This window comes from Streptomyces sp. NPDC127084 (assembly GCF_042724175.1).
Classification (GTDB): Bacteria; Actinomycetota; Actinomycetes; order Streptomycetales; family Streptomycetaceae; genus Streptomyces.
This window is the reverse complement of sequence record NZ_JBHXFA010000039.1, coordinates 8,914-27,392: the sequence shown is the minus strand read 5'-3', so window position 1 is coordinate 27,392 and position 18,479 is coordinate 8,914. Positions and strand designations below refer to the sequence as shown.

Genomic DNA, 18,479 nt, shown 5'->3' with positions numbered 1-18,479 from the left:
TCTTTCGCCAACACAACCCCGCCCCCCCCCCCCCCGGGGGGGGGGCGGGGACGCGAACATTCAGCGGGCGGTCACCAGCTGTTCAGCTGTCGACCGCGGCCGGCGCCGACACCGTCACGGACGGCGACGACTGCTCCGCGGCTGCGGTCTTCTTCGCCGCCGCCTTGGTGGCCTTCTTGGCGGTCGTCTTCTTCGCCGCGGTCTTCTTGGCCGCCACCGTCTTCTTGGTGGCCGCCTTCTTGGCCGTGGCCTTCTTGGCGGTCTTCCGTACGGCCGCCTTCTTGGCCGCGGCGCCGTCCGCGGTGTCCTCCGCCGGGGCGGCTTCCCCGGTGGCCTCGGCCTGCGCCGCGGTCGCCACCACGACGACGGCGGCGTCATCCGCGCCCGACGGCGAACCGGCGGGTGCGGTGACCTTGCGCGTCACCCGGCGACGGGCCCGCGGCGGGGCCGCGACCGGAGCCTCGGGCTCGGTACCGGCCGCGTCAGCGGCGGCCACCGGCTCGGGGGCCTCGGCGAGCGGTTCGGCGGGCACGGAGGCCGTGGCGGCGGGCGCCACGATCTCAGCCGGAACCTCCTCCGCGGCCTTCGCCGAACCGGCCGGAGCGGACACCTTGCGGGTGGCCCGACGGCGGCCACGGCCCCGCTTGGCGGCAGCCTCGGCCTCGGCGACGCTCGAATACAGCTCCTCGTCCGGCTCGAACGCGGGCTCGGGCAGCGCGGACGGCGCGGCGGCCTCCGCCGCGACCTCGGCCTCGGTCTCCTCGGCGGGCGCTTCCACCCGGGCCTCGTGTACGTGCTCGTGCTCCTGCTCGGCGCCACCGCGGCCGCGCTTCTTGCCGCGCTTGCCGCCGCCACCCGACGTGGCCGGCTGCTCCATGTGCACGATCACACCGCGGCCGTTGCAGTGGACACAGGTCTCGGAGAACGACTCCAGCAGCCCCTGGCCGACCCGCTTGCGGGTCATCTGGACCAGGCCCAGCGAGGTCACCTCGGCGACCTGGTGCTTCGTACGGTCCCGGCCCAGGCACTCCAGCAGCCGCCGCAGCACCAGGTCCCGGTTGGACTCCAGCACCATGTCGATGAAGTCGATGACGACGATGCCGCCGAGGTCGCGCAGCCGCAACTGGCGCACGATCTCCTCGGCCGCCTCCAGGTTGTTCCGGGTGACGGTCTCCTCGAGGTTGCCGCCCTGGCCGGTGAACTTACCGGTGTTGACGTCGACCACGATCATGGCCTCGGTCTTGTCGATCACCAGCGAGCCACCGGACGGCAGCCAGACCTTGCGGTCCAGCGCCTTCATCAGCTGCTCGTCGATGCGGTAGGTCGCGAAGACGTCCACCTCGGAGGTCCAGCGGTTCAGCCGGTCCGCCAGATCGGGCGCGACGTGCGAGACATAGCCGTGGATGGTCTCCCAGGCGTCGTCACCGCTGACGATGACCTTCGAGAAGTCCTCGTTGAAGATGTCGCGCACGACCCGGACGGTCATGTCCGGCTCGCCGTAGAGAAGCGTCGGAGCGTTGCCGCTCTTCGCCTTCTTCCGGATCTCCTCCCACTGCGCCTGGAGCCGCTCCACATCACGGCGCAGTTCGTCCTCGCTGGCACCCTCGGCGGCCGTGCGCACGATGACGCCCGCGTCCTCGGGGACGACCTTCTTGAGGATGGTCTTCAGCCGCGCCCGCTCGGTGTCGGGCAGCTTGCGACTGATGCCGGTCATCGAGCCCTCGGGCACGTACACGAGGTAGCGGCCGGGCAGCGAGACCTGGCTGGTCAGCCGGGCGCCCTTGTGGCCGATCGGGTCCTTGGTCACCTGGACCAGGACCGACTGGCCGGACTTCAGCGCGGACTCGATCCGGCGCGGGCCGTTCGCCATGCCCAGCGCCTCGAAGTTGACCTCACCGGCGTACAGGACGGCGTTGCGGCCCTTGCCGATGTCGACGAAGGCGGCCTCCATCGACGGCAGAACGTTCTGCACCTTGCCCAGGTACACGTTGCCGACGTACGAGGTGGACTGCTCCTTGTTGACGTAGTGCTCCACGAGCACGTTGTCCTCGAGGACGCCGATCTGGGTGCGGTCGCCGTGCTGACGGACGACCATCACCCGCTCGACCGCCTCACGGCGCGCGAGGAACTCCGCCTCGGTGATGATCGGCACCCGGCGGCGGCCCTGCTCGCGGCCCTCGCGGCGGCGCTGCTTCTTCGCCTCGAGACGGGTCGAGCCCTTGATCGACTGGACCTCGTCCGAGGGCTCCGCCTTGGGACGCGGCTCACGGATCTTGACGACCGTACGGTCCGGGTCGTCGTCACCGGCCTCGCCCTCGGCGGGCTCACCGCTGCGACGGCGACGGCGACGACGGCGACGGCTACTGCTGGTGCCGGCGGCGGACGGCGTACCGGCCTCGGCGCCCTCGTCCTCGAGCTCCTCATCGTCGGTGTCCTCGGCGTCCTCGGACTCCGCCTCGGCGCGCTCCGCCTCATCGGCGGCCTCGTGCCCCTCGGACGCCTCCGCCGCATCGCCACGGCGGCGACGGCGCCCCCCACGGCGACGGCGGCGGGTGGGCCGGTCGTCGGACTCGTCGGACTCCTCGGCGTCAGCGGCGGCCTCAGGCTCTTCGCCGGACTCCTCGGCGCCCTCGGGCTCGGGGGTCTCAGCGGTCCGGGCAGGCTCGGCGGCCTCAGCGCGGCGACGGCGGCGCCGACGCGAACCCGTCTCGGCGACCGGGGCGGGCTGCTCCTCCTCCGCCTCTTCTTCTTCCGCTGCCTCGGCGAGCTCGGCCGCCTCGGCGGCGGCTGCGGCAGCGGCCGTCTCCGGGGTCTGGAACATCGGCTCGGTGAACACCGGGGCCTGGAACACCGCGACCGCGGGACGCGCGGCACGACGGGCCCGCTCCGGCCGCTCGGCTTGCTCGGCGCGCTCCTCGCGCTCCGGCTCGGCGGCGAACTGCGGCGAGGTGGCCCGGCGCCGGGTGCGAGCCGGTGCCGCTTCCTCGGCGGATGCGGCGGTCTCGGCAGCCTCGACGGTCTCGGCAGCCTCGGGCGCGGACGACTTACGGGTCGTACGGCGACGGGTACGCCCGGCCGGGGCCTGCTCGGCCTCGACCTCAGCCGCTGCGGCGACGGGCGCGGCCTCAAGAGACTCGATGGGCCCGGTGGGCTCAGAAGTCTCCACGGCAGCATCGGGCGCGGACGGCTTACGGGTGGCACGGCGGCGGGTACGGCCGCGCGGGGCCTGCTCATCGGCCGGCTCGCCGGACTGTGCGGCGGTCTGCTCGTCGGCGGCGACCGGCGCGGTCTCCCCCGATGCCTCCGGGGCCCCGGCGGGGGCCGTGGCCCGACGGCGCCTGCGCGGCGCGGGCGCCTCGGCCGCAGCCTCGGGCTCGACGGCGGCAGCGGGCTCAGCGGCAGCCGCGACCTCGGCAGGCGCACCAGCGGGCGCCGTCGCCTTACGCGTGGCGCGACGGCGGGTACGCGGCGCGGGCGCCTCAGCCGCAGCCTCGGAAGTCTCCTCGGCGGCGGGTGCCGCGGCGGCCACCGGCTCGACGGCTGCCACGACCTCGGCCGCTGCCGGCGCAGCTGCGGGCGCCGTCGCCTTACGCGTGGCGCGGCGACGGGTACGCGGCGCGGGCGCCTCAGCCTCGGAAGTCCCCTCGGCGGCCGAAGCCGGTATGGCGGCGGCGACGGAAGCCGTCACATCGGTGACGGTCTCCACGGAGGCGGCGCCCACCGGCGAGCCCGCGGGGCGCGAGGCGGCACGGCGGCGACGCGGCGGAAGCGTGTCGCTGGGCGTGGTACTGCCGTTGTTCTCAGTGTCGTCCCCGGCCTTACCGGGGTTGTTCGTTTCGAGCATGCGGGCGGTTCTCCCGTCACGCTCCCGGGCGCCGCGTCGTGGTCCGGTCCGGTGGCCCGTCCGCGAAGGGACGCGACAACCGCCGTCCGGGGCGCGGGCGCCGCACGGGAGCTGTATGTTCGGCTCGCCGGTTCCGTACGCGATATACGCACGGCCTGGCGAAAGTCTCCTGGTCCGAGCGCTGCCCGACCCTGGTGGCTCCCGAGTACAAGGGCGGCGCTTCGACGGCGGCCCCTACGCGGGACCGGTACCCTCCGCCTCCCCCGGCAGTCACCGGGGGATTCCGACGCGGCGGGTCAGGCGGCCCCTCAGCGATCGGCTGGGACGGCCGTGACTGCCTCGCGGTCGGGCGCGAGCGGGTCGGTCACCGTGCCGGACTCCTCGTCGAAGAGCCCCTGCGCCAGCCTGGTCACCGCAGCGGGGACCGGCGGCGCCAGGTCGGCCACAGCTCGGAGACCGGACAGGACGTCGTCGGGTCGTACGGCAGGTGTCACGTGCCGAACAACCAGCCGCAGTATCGCACAGGGCCGCTCTCCGGGCCTATCAGGCTGTGGATACGTCACCTCCAGCGCGGCCACCGCACCTCTGGCGTCGAAGCTGCGCATACCGTTCTTGGTCTTCCGTTCGACCTGCACGGTCTCGGCGGCGAGGAACGCCCGCACGGAACGCTCAGCGTCCTCCGGGACGACCCCGTCGAGCCGCAGCTCCCAGACCGACGCGGTAAGCCGGTCCGCGAGCCCCGAGGTCCGCGCCTCCACCGCGTCCGTGATGTCGAGCCCGTCCGGCAGCGACTCGTCCAGCAGCGCCCGGAGCCGCTCGGGGTCCCGGGCCTCGGTGAGCGCGATCTCCAGATACTCGGCTTCGGAGCCCGTGCCGGTGGGTGCGGCGTTCGCGTACGACACCTTGGGGTGCGGGGTGAAGCCCGCCGAGTACGCCATCGGCACCTCGGCACGGCGCAGCGCACGCTCGAACGCGCGCTGGAAGTCGCGATGGCTGGTGAACCGGAGGCGGCCACGCTTGGTGTAGCGCAGTCGGATGCGCTGCACCGCGGGTGCGGGCGGCGGGCCTTCGGGCTGTCGCTTGCCCAGTGGTTCTTCTCCTCGGTGCGGGGCGGTCGCGGTGGGGCGCCGCCCTCTGGCCTGCGTATTGCCCACGGACAGGCGCTCCGCCCCGGCTCACCCCCGCTTGTGGAGGGAGACCCCGGGTCCGGGCGCCGCGCCGGAGACAGTGGTCGATGTACCTCCAAGGTTACGCGCCGGCGCCGGCACCGGTTCCCCGCCCCGAACCTCGGCGGGCCCACCGACCAGCGCGCGCCAAGCGGCCCGCCGCGCTTCCCGCACGGAGTCCCGGGCCGACGCGACCGCCCCGCGCACAGCCCGCCCGGCCATGACCGCGGCGCGCTTGGCGGGACGCCACACCTGGTCGCGCACGAAGTGCCCGACCGGGGTGCACACCTCGCGGTAGCACCACACCAGCGGGCGACCCAGCAGATTCCAGACAAGCCACTTCAGCGCCCGCCCGGCAGCGCGCGAGACATATCCCGCTATCCGCCAGGCGACCTTGAACGCGTCCGCGGTCTCCCGCCCGAGCACGGCGAGGAAGCGCCCGACGGGGACGAGGATCCAGCGGTACACGCAGACAGCGGGGACGACGAACAACACCCTCAGCAGCCAGACCAGCGCGGCCCACCCCGCGAGCACGGCCGGGACGACAGCCCTCGCCCACACCCAAGCCAGCCCACGCCCGAGCGGGGTCAGCACCCACCGGTACAACGCCGTCCACGGCCACACGAACACCGCCCACACCAGCCACCCCGCACCCCGGCCCAGCGGAGTCAGCAGCGTCCGGTACACCCACACCAGCCCATGCCCCAACGGCGTCAGCACCCACCGGTACATCGCCGTCCACGGCCACACGAACACCGCCCATGCCACGGGTACGAGCAGCGCCCGGTAGACCCAGCCCAGCCCGCGCCCCAGCGGAGCCAGCACCCACCGGTACAGCCGGATGGCGACGGGCACGATCACATACCGCCACAACCCGAGCCATGGCCAGTAGAAAAGGGCCTTGGCGAGGAACGTGACGGCCCGGCCGACGGCTCGCCCGACGGGGGCGAGCACGGTGTCGTACACGAACGCCAGCGCCCGTCCGATCGGACGCAGCAGCACCCGGTTCAGCGTCCTGGCACCCAGGACGAGCAGATCCCAGACCATGCGTACGGGCACGACGACCAGCAGCACCACGATCCGCACCGGGATCCTGACCGCGACCGTGAGACAGCCCTCGGCCTCGGCCGGCTGTCGGTGTTCCTCCAGCTCCATGATGTGCATGGACGCGACAACCAGCTTCGGGGTTCCCTCGCGGACCACCTGATCAGAGTCCGCCGCCTGCCGCCGCCGACGCCTCGTCGGCCCGCGCCAGCAGCCGGGTTCGCCTGCGGGGCCACCACAGCAGGTCTGCCACGAGGAGCACGACCAGGAGCCAGGAGGCGATCATCTCGCCGGTGGTGCCCGTGACCGTGTCGTAGCCCGCGAGAGCGACCGCGAACACGGTCACCAGCACGACAGCCCAGCGCCGCAACCGGTCTTCGTCGGCGGCCCGGTGCAGCGCGGCTGCGTAGCCGGCGACCGCGGGCGCCAGCCGGGGCTCGCCGACGGCCTCGCCGTGCCGGGTGGCGCGTACCACCGCCGCGCGGTCTGCGGGTTCCATGTCCTTGGCGGCGGGCCAGAGCCGGTCCATCCGGCGCGCCACCCGGAACCCGAAGAACAGGCTGAGCACCACGAAGACCACCGCGGCGCCCGGCCATGACTGCGCCTCGATGAGCACGAAGGCCGCGAAGAACGCCCCGGCGCCGAGACCGGCGCCCACGGCCCGGGCTGCCGGTCCCCGCTGCCACATCCAGCCCGGAACGAGGATCACCTGTTCACGGTGACACGCCGTCCCGGCACCCGCACACGGCGCGCGCGGGCTCGCCGGTCGGTGCCCGGGTCAGTGCGTGTGACCGCCTGTGGCAGCGGCGGGCTGCTTCACCGTGAGCGGCAGCAGCTTCTTGCCCGTGGGACCGATCTGGATCGAGGTCTGCATCTGAGGACACACACCGCAGTCGAAGCACGGAGTCCAGCGGCAGTCCTCGACCTCGGTCTCGTCCAGCGCGTCCTGCCAGTCCTCCCAGAGCCAGTCCTTGTCGAGACCGGAGTCCAGGTGATCCCAGGGCAGGACCTCCTCGTAGGTGCGCTCGCGCGTGGTGTACCAGTCGACGTCCACACCGAAGTCCGGCAGCGTCTTCTCGGCGCACTGCATCCAGCGGTCGTACGAGAAGTGCTCGCGCCAGCCGTCGAAACGGCCGCCGTCCTCGTAAACGGCGCGGATGACGGCGCCGACGCGGCGGTCGCCCCGGGAGAGCAGCCCCTCGACGATGCCCGGCTTCCCGTCGTGGTAGCGGAAGCCGATCGAGCGGCCGTACTTCTTGTCGCCGCGGATCTTGTCGCGCAGCTTCTCCAGGCGGGCGTCGGTCTCCTCGGCGGAGAGCTGCGGGGCCCACTGGAAGGGAGTGTGCGGCTTGGGGACGAAACCGCCGATGGACACCGTGCAGCGGATGTCGTTGGAGCGGGAGACCTCGCGGCCCTTGGCGATGACGTTGACCGCCATGTCGCCGATCTGGAGCACGTCCTCGTCGGTCTCGGTGGGCAGACCGCACATGAAGTACAGCTTCACCTGTCGCCAGCCGTTGCCGTACGCGGTGGCGACGGTGCGGATCAGGTCCTCTTCCGAGACCATCTTGTTGATGACCTTGCGCATTCGCTCGGAGCCGCCCTCGGGGGCGAAGGTGAGACCGGAGCGGCGGCCGTTGCGGGTGAGCTCGTTGGCGAGGTCGACGTTGAAGGCGTCCACGCGGGTGGACGGGAGGGAGAGGCCGATCTTGTCCTCTTCGTACCGGTCGGCGAGGCCCTTGGCGATGTCGCCGATCTCGGTGTGGTCGGCGGAGGACAGGGACAGCAGGCCGACCTCTTCGAAGCCGGTAGCCTTGAGGCCCTTCTCGACCATCTCGCCGATGCCGGTGATGCTGCGCTCGCGCACCGGGCGGGTGATCATTCCGGCCTGGCAGAAGCGGCAACCGCGGGTGCAGCCGCGGAAGATCTCCACGGACATACGCTCGTGGACGGTCTCGGCGAGCGGGACCAGGGGCTGCTTGGGGTAGGGCCACTCGTCCAGGTCCATCACGGTGTGCTTGGACACGCGCCACGGCACACCGGACTTGTTGGGGACGACCCGGCCGATGCGGCCGTCCGGCAGGTACTCCACGTCGTAGAAGCCGGGGATGTAGACCGTACCGGTCTTCGCGAGCCGGAAGAGCAGTTCCTCGCGGCCTCCGGGGCGGCCTTCCGCCTTCCAGGCGCGGATGATGTCGGTGATCTCCAGGACGGCCTGCTCGCCGTCGCCGATAACGGCCGCGTCGATGAAGTCGGCGACGGGCTCCGGGTTGAACGCGGCGTGGCCGCCCGCGAGGACGATCGGATCGTCCATCGTGCGGTCCTTGGCCTCCAGCGGGATGCCCGCGAGGTCGAGGGCCGTCAGCATGTTGGTGTAGCCGAGTTCGGTGGAGAAGCTCAGGCCGAACACGTCGAACGCCTTCACCGGGCGGTGGGTGTCCACGGTGAACTGCGGGACAGCGTGCTCCCGCATCAGTTCTTCGAGGTCCGGCCAGACGCTGTAGGTGCGCTCGGCGAGCACGCCCTCGCGCTCGTTCAGTACCTCGTAGAGGATCATGACGCCCTGGTTGGGCAGGCCGACCTCATAGGCGTCGGGGTACATCAGCGCCCAGCGGACGTCGCACTCGTCCCACGGCTTGACGGTGGAGTTGAGCTCACCGCCGACGTACTGGATGGGCTTCTGCACATGCGGGAGCAGAGCTTCGAGCTGTGGGAAGACCGACTCGGCAGACATCTGGAACCTTCGTGGGCTGGCAGGGGGCGACTCTCAAGCGTAAGCCATCGCCGGATGCTCCCGGTGCCGCTCTCACTTGGAGAGTGAGGTCCGCGGTCCCGGGCTTGACGCCTTCGCCCACACCCCGGGTAGCTCGCGCTCCCGTCGCGCCGCCAGTGCCTCCTCCTGGCCGTGGAGAAGTCCCCAGGTGAAGGAGGGTTCGCCCGCCGCGTGGGCCTGGATGGCCAGGTCGCGGATGGTGCCGCGGGCGACCACGCTGTCCTGGTGGTCGCCGAGCACGGTCTGGACGGCCTTCAGTCGGCGGGCGAGCTTCCTTGCGGGTTTGCCGAGGGCCGGGGTGGCGGCTTCGGCGGCGTAGCGGGCGCGTTTGGCGGCCTTGCGGGCTTCGTGCAGGGCGAGGTCGCGCTCGTGGCCGGGGGGGAGGGCGAGTGCCTGCTCGACCCGGCTCGCGAGTCGCTCGTAGTCCTTGATCACGGCCTTGGGGAGGGCGGTGGACGGGTCGGCGGTGGCGGCCTTGAGCAGCGGTGGTTCGTCCAGCAGGGCGTCGAGTGTGTACAGGAGTGCCAGGTAGCGCTTGCTGTCGAGCACGGCCACGGAACGGCGGCGTGCGTCGGCGCGGTGGGCGGTGCCCCAGGTCCGCAGGCGTCCGCGTACGGGACCGAGAAGGAGGGACTTGGGGAGTGCCTCGATCCGGGCGAGGAGCCGTGCGGACAGCACTTCCTGGTCGCGGGCGACGCCGAGCTCACCGGCGAGCCATTTGAGCTCGTCGCCGATCGGGTCGGTGACCGTGCGGTCGATGATCCTGCGGTAGGTCTTGAAGCCGCTGCGCATACGGCGGGTGGCCACGCGCATCTGGTGGACCGCGTCGGGCAGGTCGCGGCGTACGGCGGGGTCCAGCGCGATGAGGGCGTCCCGCTGTTCCCTCAGGTAGGAGAGCACGTGTTCACCGGCGTGCTTCCGCTTCAACCGGACTCCGCGGTCCCGTACGGTCTCCGCGGCTTTGGGGACCTTGGGGGCGGTGTGGTCCTTGTCCTGGGACCCGCGCGCGGTGTCGGCGTCGCGGGTGGACTGCAGGGGGGCGGCGGTGTCGGCGACGGGCACGGGCTGTGTGGCGGGATGCTGCGCCGGTTCCGTCTCCGAGAGGGCGCGGGCCAGCTTGGAGGCTGACGATGACGGGCGGATTCCCGCCTTGCGCAGGCGTTTGCCGATGGCGTCGAGCATGGACGGGTCGGCGTCCTCGGCGAGCTCGACCTCGATCTCCGTCCAGGCCGCGGTGCCGCCGTCGTCGCCGAGGCGCTCAGCCTGTACGGAGTCGATGCTGAGCTCGGCGAGCAGCTCACCCTGGGCGTCGGCGAGGTGGCTGACCTTCCGAGAGGAGAGCAGCCGGACGACGGGGAGCAGGGCTTCGTCGCGGACCCGGGAGCGGAGCAGTGCGTGGAGGGTGCGGGGCAGCGTGTCGGTGAGTGGGGCCTGGATCTCGTCGCGGATGCCGGTGGCGACGGGGAATTTGAGGTGCCAGCCCTCGTCCCCGCCTCCGGTGCGGCGGCGCAGTGTGATCCCGTCGGCGGCGAGCCGCAGCTCGGCGGTGTCGTAGTAGACGGCATCCAGTTCGGCGACGCCTCTGTCGATGACGTCGGCGACCCCGGCGTGTCCGGTCAGGTCGGGGACGCTGGTGTCTTCGGTGGCTTCGTACTTCCGCTCGATCTCGCGCTTCGTGTCCGCCATGGACAAAATCTAGTCCGATCGGCGGCGATACGGCAGTACGCGCTCGCCCGGACCGGGGCAGTCCGCCGCCGATCGGCGGCGATACGGCCGGACACGGTCCGCCGGACCGGCATGGACCACCCCCACCCAGCGCCGGACCGGGCGGACGCGACCGGCGTGGTCCGCCGCCGACCGGGCGGGCGGAGTCGGCGGCGGATCCGGGCGCGGAGCGTTTACGCGGACATGGGACGCTGCACCTTGATCGACTGGAGCAGTCCGACCGCGACCCAGACCGCGAACATGGACGATCCGCCGTATGAGACGAACGGCAGCGGGAGGCCGGCCACCGGCATGATGCCGAGGGTCATGCCGACGTTCTCGAAGGACTGGAAGGCGAACCAGGCGATGATCCCGGCGGCGACGATGGTGCCGTAGAGCTCGGTGGTCTCGCGGGCGATCCGGCAGGCGCGCCACAGGACCACGCCGAGCAGGAGGAGGATGAAACCGGCGCCGAGGAAGCCCAGCTCCTCCCCCGCCACGGTGAAGACGAAGTCGGTCTGCTGTTCGGGAACGAACTGTCCGGTGGTCTGGGAGCCCTTGAACAAGCCGGTTCCGAGCAGTCCGCCGGAGCCGATGGCGATACGGGCCTGGTTGGTGTTGTAGCCGACGCCGGCCGGGTCGAGCTCGGGATTGGCGAAGGCCGCGAAGCGGTTGATCTGGTATTCGTCGAGGAGCCCGAGCATGGTGACGAGGACCGCGCCCGCGACTCCGGCGCCGATCAGTCCGAGCACCCAGCGGTTGGAGGCCCCGGAGGCCAGCAGTACCCCGAGCACGATCACCACCATCACCATGACCGAGCCGAGGTCCGGCATCAGCATGACGATGCCCATCGGTACGGCCGCGAGGACGAGCGACTTGGCGACGATGCGGTGGTCGGGGATCTCCTGGTCGCCCGCGTCGACCTGTGCCGCGAGCATCATCGCCATGCCCAGGATGATCGTGATCTTCACGAATTCGGAGGGCTGGAGGGAGAATCCGCCGCCGATCACGATCCAGGCGTGGGCACCGTTGATGGTGGCGCCGAGCGGGGTGAGCACGAGCAGGACAAGCAGCACCGAGACCCCGTACAGCACCGGCACGGCTCCGCGCAGGGTGCGGTGGCCGAGCCAGACGGTGCCGGCCATCAGTGCCAGGCCGATTCCGGTGTTCAGGGCGTGGCGGAACAGGAAGTAGTAGGGGTCGCCTTGGTTGAGCTCGGTGCGATTGCGGGTCGCCGACCAGACCAGCAGCGCGCCGATGACGGACAGCGCGATGGCGGACAGCAGCATCGGCCAGTCGAGCCGGCGCAGCATCGAGTCGCGGGCGGTGAGTCTGGCCCAGGAGCCGCGGTCGGGTGCGTAGCGGGCGACCGAGAAGCCGTTGGTTCCGGACACGTCAGTCCCTCCGGCCCATGGCGGGCGGGCCCGCGAGCACCGGGTCGTCCGGCTTCGGGGCCTGCGGGACGTAGGGCTTGATGGTGGGCGCGTCGATGGAGCCGTCGGGCTGGATCTTGGGCAGCGCCTTCTCGGGCTGGGGCAGCAGGGCCTTCTTCAGGTCCTGGTTGCCTTCCATGTCGAGGCCGTAGAGGGCGTTGTAGATGTTGCGCACGGCGGGCCCGGAGGCCCCGGAGCCCGTACCACCCTGGGAGATCGTCATGACGATCGAGTACTCCTTGGTGTACGTGGCGAACCACGAGGTGGTCTGCTTGCCGTGGACCTCGGCCGTACCGGTCTTGGCGTGCATCGGGATCTTGTCCTGCGGCCAGCCGCCGAACCGCCAGGCGGCGGTACCGCGGGTGGCGACTCCCGCGAGGGCATCGTTTATCAGGTCACGGGTCTTGGCGTCCATCGGCAGCTTGCCGTGGGACTTGGGCGCGATCTCCCGCACCTGCTTTCCGTCGGCGCTGACGACCGCCTTGCCGACGGTGGGGTTGTAGAGCGTGCCGCCGTTGGAGATGGCCGCATAGATGGTGGCCATCTGGATGGGGGTGACGAGGGTGTCGCCCTGTCCGATGGAGTAGTTGACGGAGTCACCGGCACGCATGAGGTTGCCTTCGAGGCAGTTCTCGTAGGACAGCTGCTGGATGTACGTGCCGCCCTTCTTGCCGATCTTGCACCAGTAGTCCTTGTTGGCCTCCCAGAAGCTCTGCTTCCAGCGGCGGTCCGGGACTCGCCCTGTGACCTCGTTGGGCAGGTCGATCCCGGTCTCGGCGCCGAGGCCGAACTGGTGGGCGGTCTTGTAGAACCAGTCCGCGGGCTTCTTCTTCGGCTTGATGCCGCCGTCCTTCTTCCACTGCTGGTGGGCGAGTGCGTAGTAGACGGTGTCGCAGGAGACCTCGAGGGCCTGGCCGAGGGTGATGCTGCCGTGGCCCTGGGACTCGAAGTTGGTGAAGACCTGGTTGCCGATGGAGTACGAGCTCGGGCAGGGGTAGCGGCCGTTGAAGTCGTATCCGGCGTTGACCGCGGCTGCGGTGGGGACGACCTTGAAGATCGAGCCGGGCGCCGCCTGGCCCTGGATGGCCCGGTTGAGCAGCGGGAAGTTGGACTTCTTGCCGGTCAGGCGGGCGTAGTCCTTGGCGGAGATCCCGCCGACCCAGGCGTTGGGGTCGTAGGTGGGCAGTGAGGCCATCGCCACGATCCGGCCGGTCTTGGACTCCATGACCACGACGGCGCCGGAGTCGGCCTTGTAGTTCTCGCCGGTGTTGTCGTCGAAGACCTTGCGGGCTTCCTTCATCGCGTTGTCCAGCTCCCACTCGGCGACCGCCTGCACGCGGGCGTCGAGGGAGGTGACGACGTTCGCCCCCGGCTCGGCCTTGTCCGCCTTGGCCTCGCCCATGACGCGGCCGAGGTTGTCTACCTCGTAGCGGGTGACACCGGCCTTTCCGCGCAGCTCCTTGTCGTAGGTGCGCTCGAGTCCGGAGCGGCCGACCTGGTCGGAGCGGAGGTAGGGCGAGTCGGTGTCCTTCGCCTTCTCCAGCTCCTCGTCGGTGACGGGTGAGAGGTAGCCGAGCACCTGGGCGGTGTTCGACTTGCCGGGGGCCGGGTAGCGGCGTACGGCGGTGGGCTCGGCGGTGATGCCGGGGAAGTCCTCGGCGCGTTCGCGGATCTGGAGGGCCTGCTGGGTGGTGGCCTCGTCGGTGACCGGGATGGGCTGGTAAGGGGAACCGTTCCAGCAGGGCTGCGGGGTCTCGGAGTCGCAGAGCCGGACCTTGTCCATGACGTCCTTCGGCTTCATGCCGAGGACCCCGGCGAGCCGGGTGAGTACGTCCTTGCCGTCGTCCTTCATCTTCAGCAGGTCGGTGCGCGACGCGGAGACCACGAGCCGGGTCTCGTTGTCGGCGAGCGGCACACCACGAGCGTCGAGGATGGAGCCGCGGACGGCGGGCTGGACGACCTGCTGGACGCCGTTGCCGGACGCCTCTTTGGCGTACTCCTCACCGTTGCGGATCTGGATGTACCAGAGCCGCCCGCCCAGGGTGGCGAAGAGTGAGAAGACGAGGACCTGGATGACGATCAGCCGGATCTGCACCCGGGGAGTCCGCCCGGTCTCGGGAATGTTGGTCACGCTGGCGATACCCCCTCAGGTCACAGTCGCTTGATGCCCTTGATTCGTCCGGCCCTGGAGGCTCTGGACTTGGCCGCCTTCACCCGCAGTGCGCCGCCGCGCTGCCCGCCGATGCGCAGGCCGGTGCCGAACGAGGTCCAGCCGCCGGACACGTCGCCGCCGCCGGACTGGCTCTCGGCGAGCGGATCGCTCTCGGCGCGTCTGGCCAGGGCCATGATCACCGGCACGGTGAACGGCGCCAGCAGCAGGTCGTAGAGAGCCGCGGTGAACAGCAGTGAGCCGAGGCCGACATGGCGTGCGGCGGTGTCCCCGACAAGGGCGCCGACGCCCGCGTAGAGCAGAGTCGAGCCGATCGCGGCGCCGACGACCACGGCCATCGGTCCGGTTGCCGAGTTGAGCCTGCCGTTCTCCGGCTTGAGGAGACCCGCGCAGTACCCGATGAGGCACAGCACGAGCGCGTAGCGGCCCACCGCGTGGTCGGCGGGCGGGGCGAGGTCGGTCAGCAGGCCCGCCCCGAAGCCGATGAGCGCGCCGCTGGTGTGCCCGTAGACGAGTGCCAGGGCGAGCACGACCAGCAGTATCAGATCGGGGACGGCGCCGGGGAGCTGGAGCCTCGCCAGCACGGTGACCTGGATGACCAGGGCGACGATGACGAGGGGGGTGGCGAGCAGCATCCGGTTGAAGCGCTTCATGGTCGGCTCCTTCTTCCTTTCGCTACTCGTCGTCCGGGGCGGTGTCGGGACCGGTGGCGGCACCCGTGGCGGTACCGGTCCCGGGGTCGGCGCTGCCGGTGGTTTCCGCGGGCCCGGCCGGGTCTCTGCGCGCGGCGCTGTCCGGGTCCGTCGCGGGGGCGTCGTCGGCGGCAGCGTCGTCGGCGCCATCCGCGTCGGCCACCCCGTCCGCACCGGCCGACGGTGTCACCGTGACGGTGACCGTCGGGGTGGGCTTCGCCTTGGGCTTCGGGGGCAGGACCGAGTCACGCGGGTCGGTACGGGGCGCCTGGACCACCACGCCCACGATGTCGAGCTTGGAGAACGACACATACGGGCGTACGGAGATGTTCCGGGTCAGATCGCCGCCGGAAGGATCGACGCGCACCACCTCGCCGACCGGCACACCGGGCACGAACGGCCGCCCGGCCTGCGAGCCGAAGGTGACGAGACGGTCGCCCTTGCGTACCTTGGCCTTGCCGTTGAGGAGCTGCACGGACAGCGGCCGGTCGCCCTGACCGGTCGCGAAACCGAGCTCGTCGGTGCGTTCGATCCGGGTGCCGACGGTGAAGTCCGGGTCGCTGGCGAGCAGTACGGTCGAAGTGTGCGGGCCGACCGTGGTGACCCTCCCCACCAGTCCGTCGCCGTTGAGCACCGTCATATCGCGGGCGATACCGTCCTGGGAGCCGATGTCGAGCGTCACGGTCCAGGAGAAGCCCTGGGCGGCTCCTATGGCGATGACCTCCGCGCCCTTGATGCCGTACTGGCCGTTGGCGGCTGTCTTCAGCATGGCGTCGAGCTGCCGGATACGGCTCTGGTTGCGGATGTCGCTGCCGAGCCGTGTCTTGAGGGCCGCGTTCTCCCGTTCGAGTTCGGCGATGCGGTCGTGGCGCCTGCCCGAGTCGCGGATCGCTCCTATGGCGTTGCCGACCGGGTCGACGGCCGCCGCCACACCGTTCTCGACCGGTCCGAAGACAGCGGCGGCGGCCTGGCGGGCGCCGTCCACCGGCGACTCCTGGCCGCCCCTGATGTCCACCGTGATCAGAGCGAACGCGATGGCGATCAGCAGGACCAGAAGGAGCCGGCTCTCTTTGGTGTCCCTCACGTGCGGCGGCCGTGCCTTCCTCGTACGACAGTCGGGCTGGGAGTGGCTGGTGCGATCTGGCGGATTCGATGTGCGTGGTGTGCCTGGTGAGTCAGGTGTGCCTGGACATACGGGCGGGTGCGGTTGTTGCCGTTATATCGAGGCCCGCCGGTGTCCGTTACCGGCGCGGCTGCGCGTCGAGCACCTGCTGGAGCGCCTCGAACTCCTCGACGCACTTGCCCGAACCGAGCGCGACCGAGTCCAGCGGGTCCTCGGCGATGTGGATCGGCATACCGGTCTCGTGGCGCAGCCTCTCGTCGAGTCCGCGCAGCAGGGCGCCGCCACCGGTGAGCACGATGCCCCGGTCCATGACGTCCCCGGAGAGCTCCGGCGGGCACTTGTCGAGCGTGGTCTTCACAGCGTCCACGATCGCGTTGACCGGTTCCTCGATGGCCTTGCGCACCTCTGCGGCGGAGATGACCACCGTCTTGGGCAGTCCAGAGACCAGGTCGCGGCCGCGGATCTCGGTGTGCTCGTCCGCCGCGAGGTCGAAGGCGGAACCGATGGTGATCTTGATGCTCTCGGCGGTCCGCTCACCGAGCAGGAGGCTGTACTCCTTCTTGACGTGCTGGATGATCGCGTTGTCCAGCTCGTCGCCCGCGACGCGAATGGACTGCGCCGTGACGATGCCGCCGAGCGAGATCACGGCCACCTCGGTGGTGCCACCGCCGATGTCCACGACCATGTTGCCGGTGGCCTCGTGGACCGGGAGTCCGGCGCCGATCGCGGCGGCCATCGGCTCCTCGATGATGTGCACCTGACGGGCACCCGCCTGGGTCGACGCCTCGATGACCGCCCGGCGCTCCACCCCGGTGATACCGGACGGCACGCAGACCACGATCCGGGGGCGGGCCGCCCACCGGCGCTTGTGGATCTTCAGGATGAAGTAGCGGAGCATCCGCTCGGTGATCTCGAAGTCGGCGATCACGCCGTCCTTCAGCGGGCGCACCGCCACGATGTTCCCGGGCGTACGGCCGATCATCTTCTTGGCTTCGGAGCCCACCGCGAGGATGCCGCCGGTGTTGGTGTTGATGGCGACGACGGACGGCTCGTTGAGAACGATTCCGCGACCCCTCACGTACACCAGCGTGTTGGCGGTCCCGAGGTCGACAGCCATGTCACGGCCGATGAACGACATTGAGTTCCCCTTGTTTCCCATGAGGATGCGTCGGGCCTTCCCAAATCGAGCTTTGATGGCTTTTCAGGTCGGCGAGGAGGGTGTGATGGCGTGAAGGGTTCCCATCGTAGTGCCGTATGCGGGGCAACCGCGCGCTGGGCCCACCTCAATAAGGGTGACGATGAGTCGGTGCGAAGCGTTCCCGTTATGACAGTACGTATACCGAGGGGCGACCGAAATTCCTTCGGTCGCCCCAGGCGATGGGCGCTGTATGGCTGACGGGCGGTCAGCGGCGCTCGGGGTGATCGGCGTGATCGGGATGATCAGGAAACACCCGGGAAGAAAATCTTCAGCTCCCGCTCGGCGGACTCCTCCGAGTCCGAGGCGTGGATCAGGTTCTCCCGGACGATCGTGCCGTAGTCGCCCCTGATGGAGCCCGGGGCGGCGGCGATCGGATCGGTCGGTCCGGCCAGTGCGCGCACGCCCTCGATGACCCGCTCGCCCTCGACCACCAGGGCGACGACGGGGCCGGAGGACATGAAGGCGACCAGCGGCTCGTAGAAGGGCTTGCCCTTGTGCTCGCCGTAGTGCTGCTCCAGGGTCTCCTGGTCCAGCTCGCGCAGCTCCAGCGCGGTGATCTGCCAGCCCGCCTTCCGCTCGATACGGCCGATGATCTCGCCGATCAGGCCGCGGCGTACGGCGTCGGGCTTGAGCAGGACGAGCGTGCGCTGGCTCACGTGCGGGCTCCTTCGAGTGTGGTTCTACTGCACTTCAGAGGCTACAGGGCGGCTTCGGCGGCCCCTCCGGCAGCGTCCGGCGGCGTCCGAACAGGGCTTTCAGGCCTCGGAGCCGGGGGCCGCGGCCCCCGCCGCCTCCTGCTGCGCGAACCCGGCCTTCGCCTCGTCCACCTTGCGTCCGTAGTGCACGGAGGCCCACCACAGGCCGGCGAACACCGCACCCAGGATGAACATCATCGGCACCACGAAGCCGCTGGCGATCAGACCGATCTGAAGGGCCCAGCCGAGTTGCACCCCGCCGGGCCGGGTGATCATTCCGCACAGCAGCACGGAGAGCAGCATCGCGATCCCGCACACCGTCCAGACCGTGGCCATGGACAGCTCGGGATTCTTCATGGCGACAAGGCCGGCAAAGCCGATGACGAAGAATTCACCGATCAGAGTGGACGCGCAGAGCGTACGCATTTGATTCACCCCTTCCCGAGCAGCAGTCGGGCCTCGCCGACCGTGATCACGGAACCGGTCACCAGGACGCCGGCGCCCGAGTACTCCGCTTCCTCCTCGGCGAGCGTGATCGCCGCTTCCAGAGCGTCGGGGGGCCGCGGCGGCGAGAAGACGCGGTCGTCGCCGAAAACCAACAGGGCGCGAGCGGGCCGCGCGTGGGCGGGCCAGGCGC

13 protein-coding genes and 1 pseudogene are annotated in these 18,479 nt (G+C 70.6%); all 14 read right to left on the bottom strand.

Annotation, left to right across the window (positions count from 1 at the left end; all coding sequences use genetic code 11):
- Nucleotides 1-82: 82 nt before the first annotated feature.
- The gene (locus tag ACFWI9_RS12260) at nucleotides 83-3,844 is read right to left on the bottom strand and encodes a ribonuclease E/G (protein WP_387161136.1); all 3,762 of its coding nucleotides are present in this window, start codon (nucleotides 3,842-3,844) and stop codon (nucleotides 83-85) included.
- Between the two features lie 308 nt (nucleotides 3,845-4,152).
- A complete protein-coding gene (locus ACFWI9_RS12255) occupies nucleotides 4,153-4,890 on the bottom strand; it encodes a TIGR03936 family radical SAM-associated protein (RefSeq protein WP_387161159.1) in 738 nt (245 codons plus the stop codon).
- A gap of 129 nt (nucleotides 4,891-5,019) precedes the next feature.
- Nucleotides 5,020-6,213: a hypothetical protein gene (locus tag ACFWI9_RS12250; RefSeq protein WP_387161134.1), complete on the bottom strand. Its 1,194-nt coding sequence runs from the start codon at nucleotides 6,211-6,213 to the stop codon at nucleotides 5,020-5,022.
- Between the two features lie 4 nt (nucleotides 6,214-6,217).
- Nucleotides 6,218-6,763 (bottom strand): hypothetical protein, encoded by a 546-nt coding sequence (locus tag ACFWI9_RS12245; RefSeq protein ID WP_387161132.1) that lies wholly within the window; start codon nucleotides 6,761-6,763, stop codon nucleotides 6,218-6,220.
- A gap of 69 nt (nucleotides 6,764-6,832) precedes the next feature.
- Nucleotides 6,833-8,788, bottom strand: a complete 1,956-nt coding sequence (locus tag ACFWI9_RS12240; protein WP_387161131.1) for a TIGR03960 family B12-binding radical SAM protein — start codon at nucleotides 8,786-8,788, stop codon at nucleotides 6,833-6,835.
- Nucleotides 8,789-8,860: 72 nt separating this feature from the next.
- A complete protein-coding gene (locus ACFWI9_RS12235; RefSeq protein WP_387161129.1) occupies nucleotides 8,861-10,513 on the bottom strand; it encodes a CHAD domain-containing protein in 1,653 nt (550 codons plus the stop codon).
- Between the two features lie 212 nt (nucleotides 10,514-10,725).
- Complete coding sequence (rodA, locus tag ACFWI9_RS12230) at nucleotides 10,726-11,925, bottom strand: rod shape-determining protein RodA (RefSeq protein ID WP_387161127.1); 1,200 nt, start codon at nucleotides 11,923-11,925, stop codon at nucleotides 10,726-10,728.
- A gap of 1 nt (nucleotide 11,926) precedes the next feature.
- Entirely contained in the window at nucleotides 11,927-14,095 is a 2,169-nt protein-coding gene (gene mrdA / locus ACFWI9_RS12225; RefSeq protein WP_387161126.1) for a penicillin-binding protein 2, read from the bottom strand.
- 20 nt (nucleotides 14,096-14,115) lie between these two features.
- Nucleotides 14,116-14,787 carry a rod shape-determining protein MreD gene (gene mreD / locus ACFWI9_RS12220; protein ID WP_387161124.1) on the bottom strand — a complete coding sequence of 224 codons (672 nt, stop codon included), beginning with the start codon at nucleotides 14,785-14,787 and terminating at the stop codon, nucleotides 14,116-14,118.
- Between the two features lie 22 nt (nucleotides 14,788-14,809).
- A complete protein-coding gene (mreC, locus tag ACFWI9_RS12215) occupies nucleotides 14,810-15,910 on the bottom strand; it encodes a rod shape-determining protein MreC (RefSeq protein WP_387161122.1) in 1,101 nt (366 codons plus the stop codon).
- 157 nt (nucleotides 15,911-16,067) lie between these two features.
- Nucleotides 16,068-17,087, bottom strand: a complete 1,020-nt coding sequence (locus tag ACFWI9_RS12210) for a rod shape-determining protein (protein ID WP_338676666.1) — start codon at nucleotides 17,085-17,087, stop codon at nucleotides 16,068-16,070.
- Nucleotides 17,088-17,389: 302 nt separating this feature from the next.
- Nucleotides 17,390-17,803, bottom strand: a complete 414-nt coding sequence (ndk, locus tag ACFWI9_RS12205) for a nucleoside-diphosphate kinase (RefSeq protein ID WP_387161119.1) — start codon at nucleotides 17,801-17,803, stop codon at nucleotides 17,390-17,392.
- Nucleotides 17,804-17,902: 99 nt separating this feature from the next.
- Entirely contained in the window at nucleotides 17,903-18,268 is a 366-nt protein-coding gene (locus ACFWI9_RS12200) for a DUF4233 domain-containing protein (protein WP_387161117.1), read from the bottom strand.
- Between the two features lie 5 nt (nucleotides 18,269-18,273).
- Nucleotides 18,274-18,479 (bottom strand): annotated as a pseudogene (locus tag ACFWI9_RS12195) (dihydrofolate synthase); the annotation flags it as partial.

Bases quoted from the DNA above. Each gene is read 5' to 3' on its own strand.
- ACFWI9_RS12260 (WP_387161136.1), bottom strand. From the start codon at position 3,844: ATGCTCGAAACGAACAACCCCGGTAAGGCCGGGGACGACACTGAGAAC.
- ACFWI9_RS12240 (WP_387161131.1), bottom strand. From the start codon at position 8,788: ATGTCTGCCGAGTCGGTCTTCCCACAGCTCGAAGCTCTGCTCCCGCAT.
- ACFWI9_RS12235 (WP_387161129.1), bottom strand. From the start codon at position 10,513: ATGGCGGACACGAAGCGCGAGATCGAGCGGAAGTACGAAGCCACCGAA.
- mreD (WP_387161124.1), bottom strand. From the start codon at position 14,787: ATGAAGCGCTTCAACCGGATGCTGCTCGCCACCCCCCTCGTCATCGTC.
- ACFWI9_RS12210 (WP_338676666.1), bottom strand. From the start codon at position 17,087: ATGTCGTTCATCGGCCGTGACATGGCTGTCGACCTCGGGACCGCCAAC.
- ACFWI9_RS12200 (WP_387161117.1), bottom strand. From the start codon at position 18,268: ATGCGTACGCTCTGCGCGTCCACTCTGATCGGTGAATTCTTCGTCATC.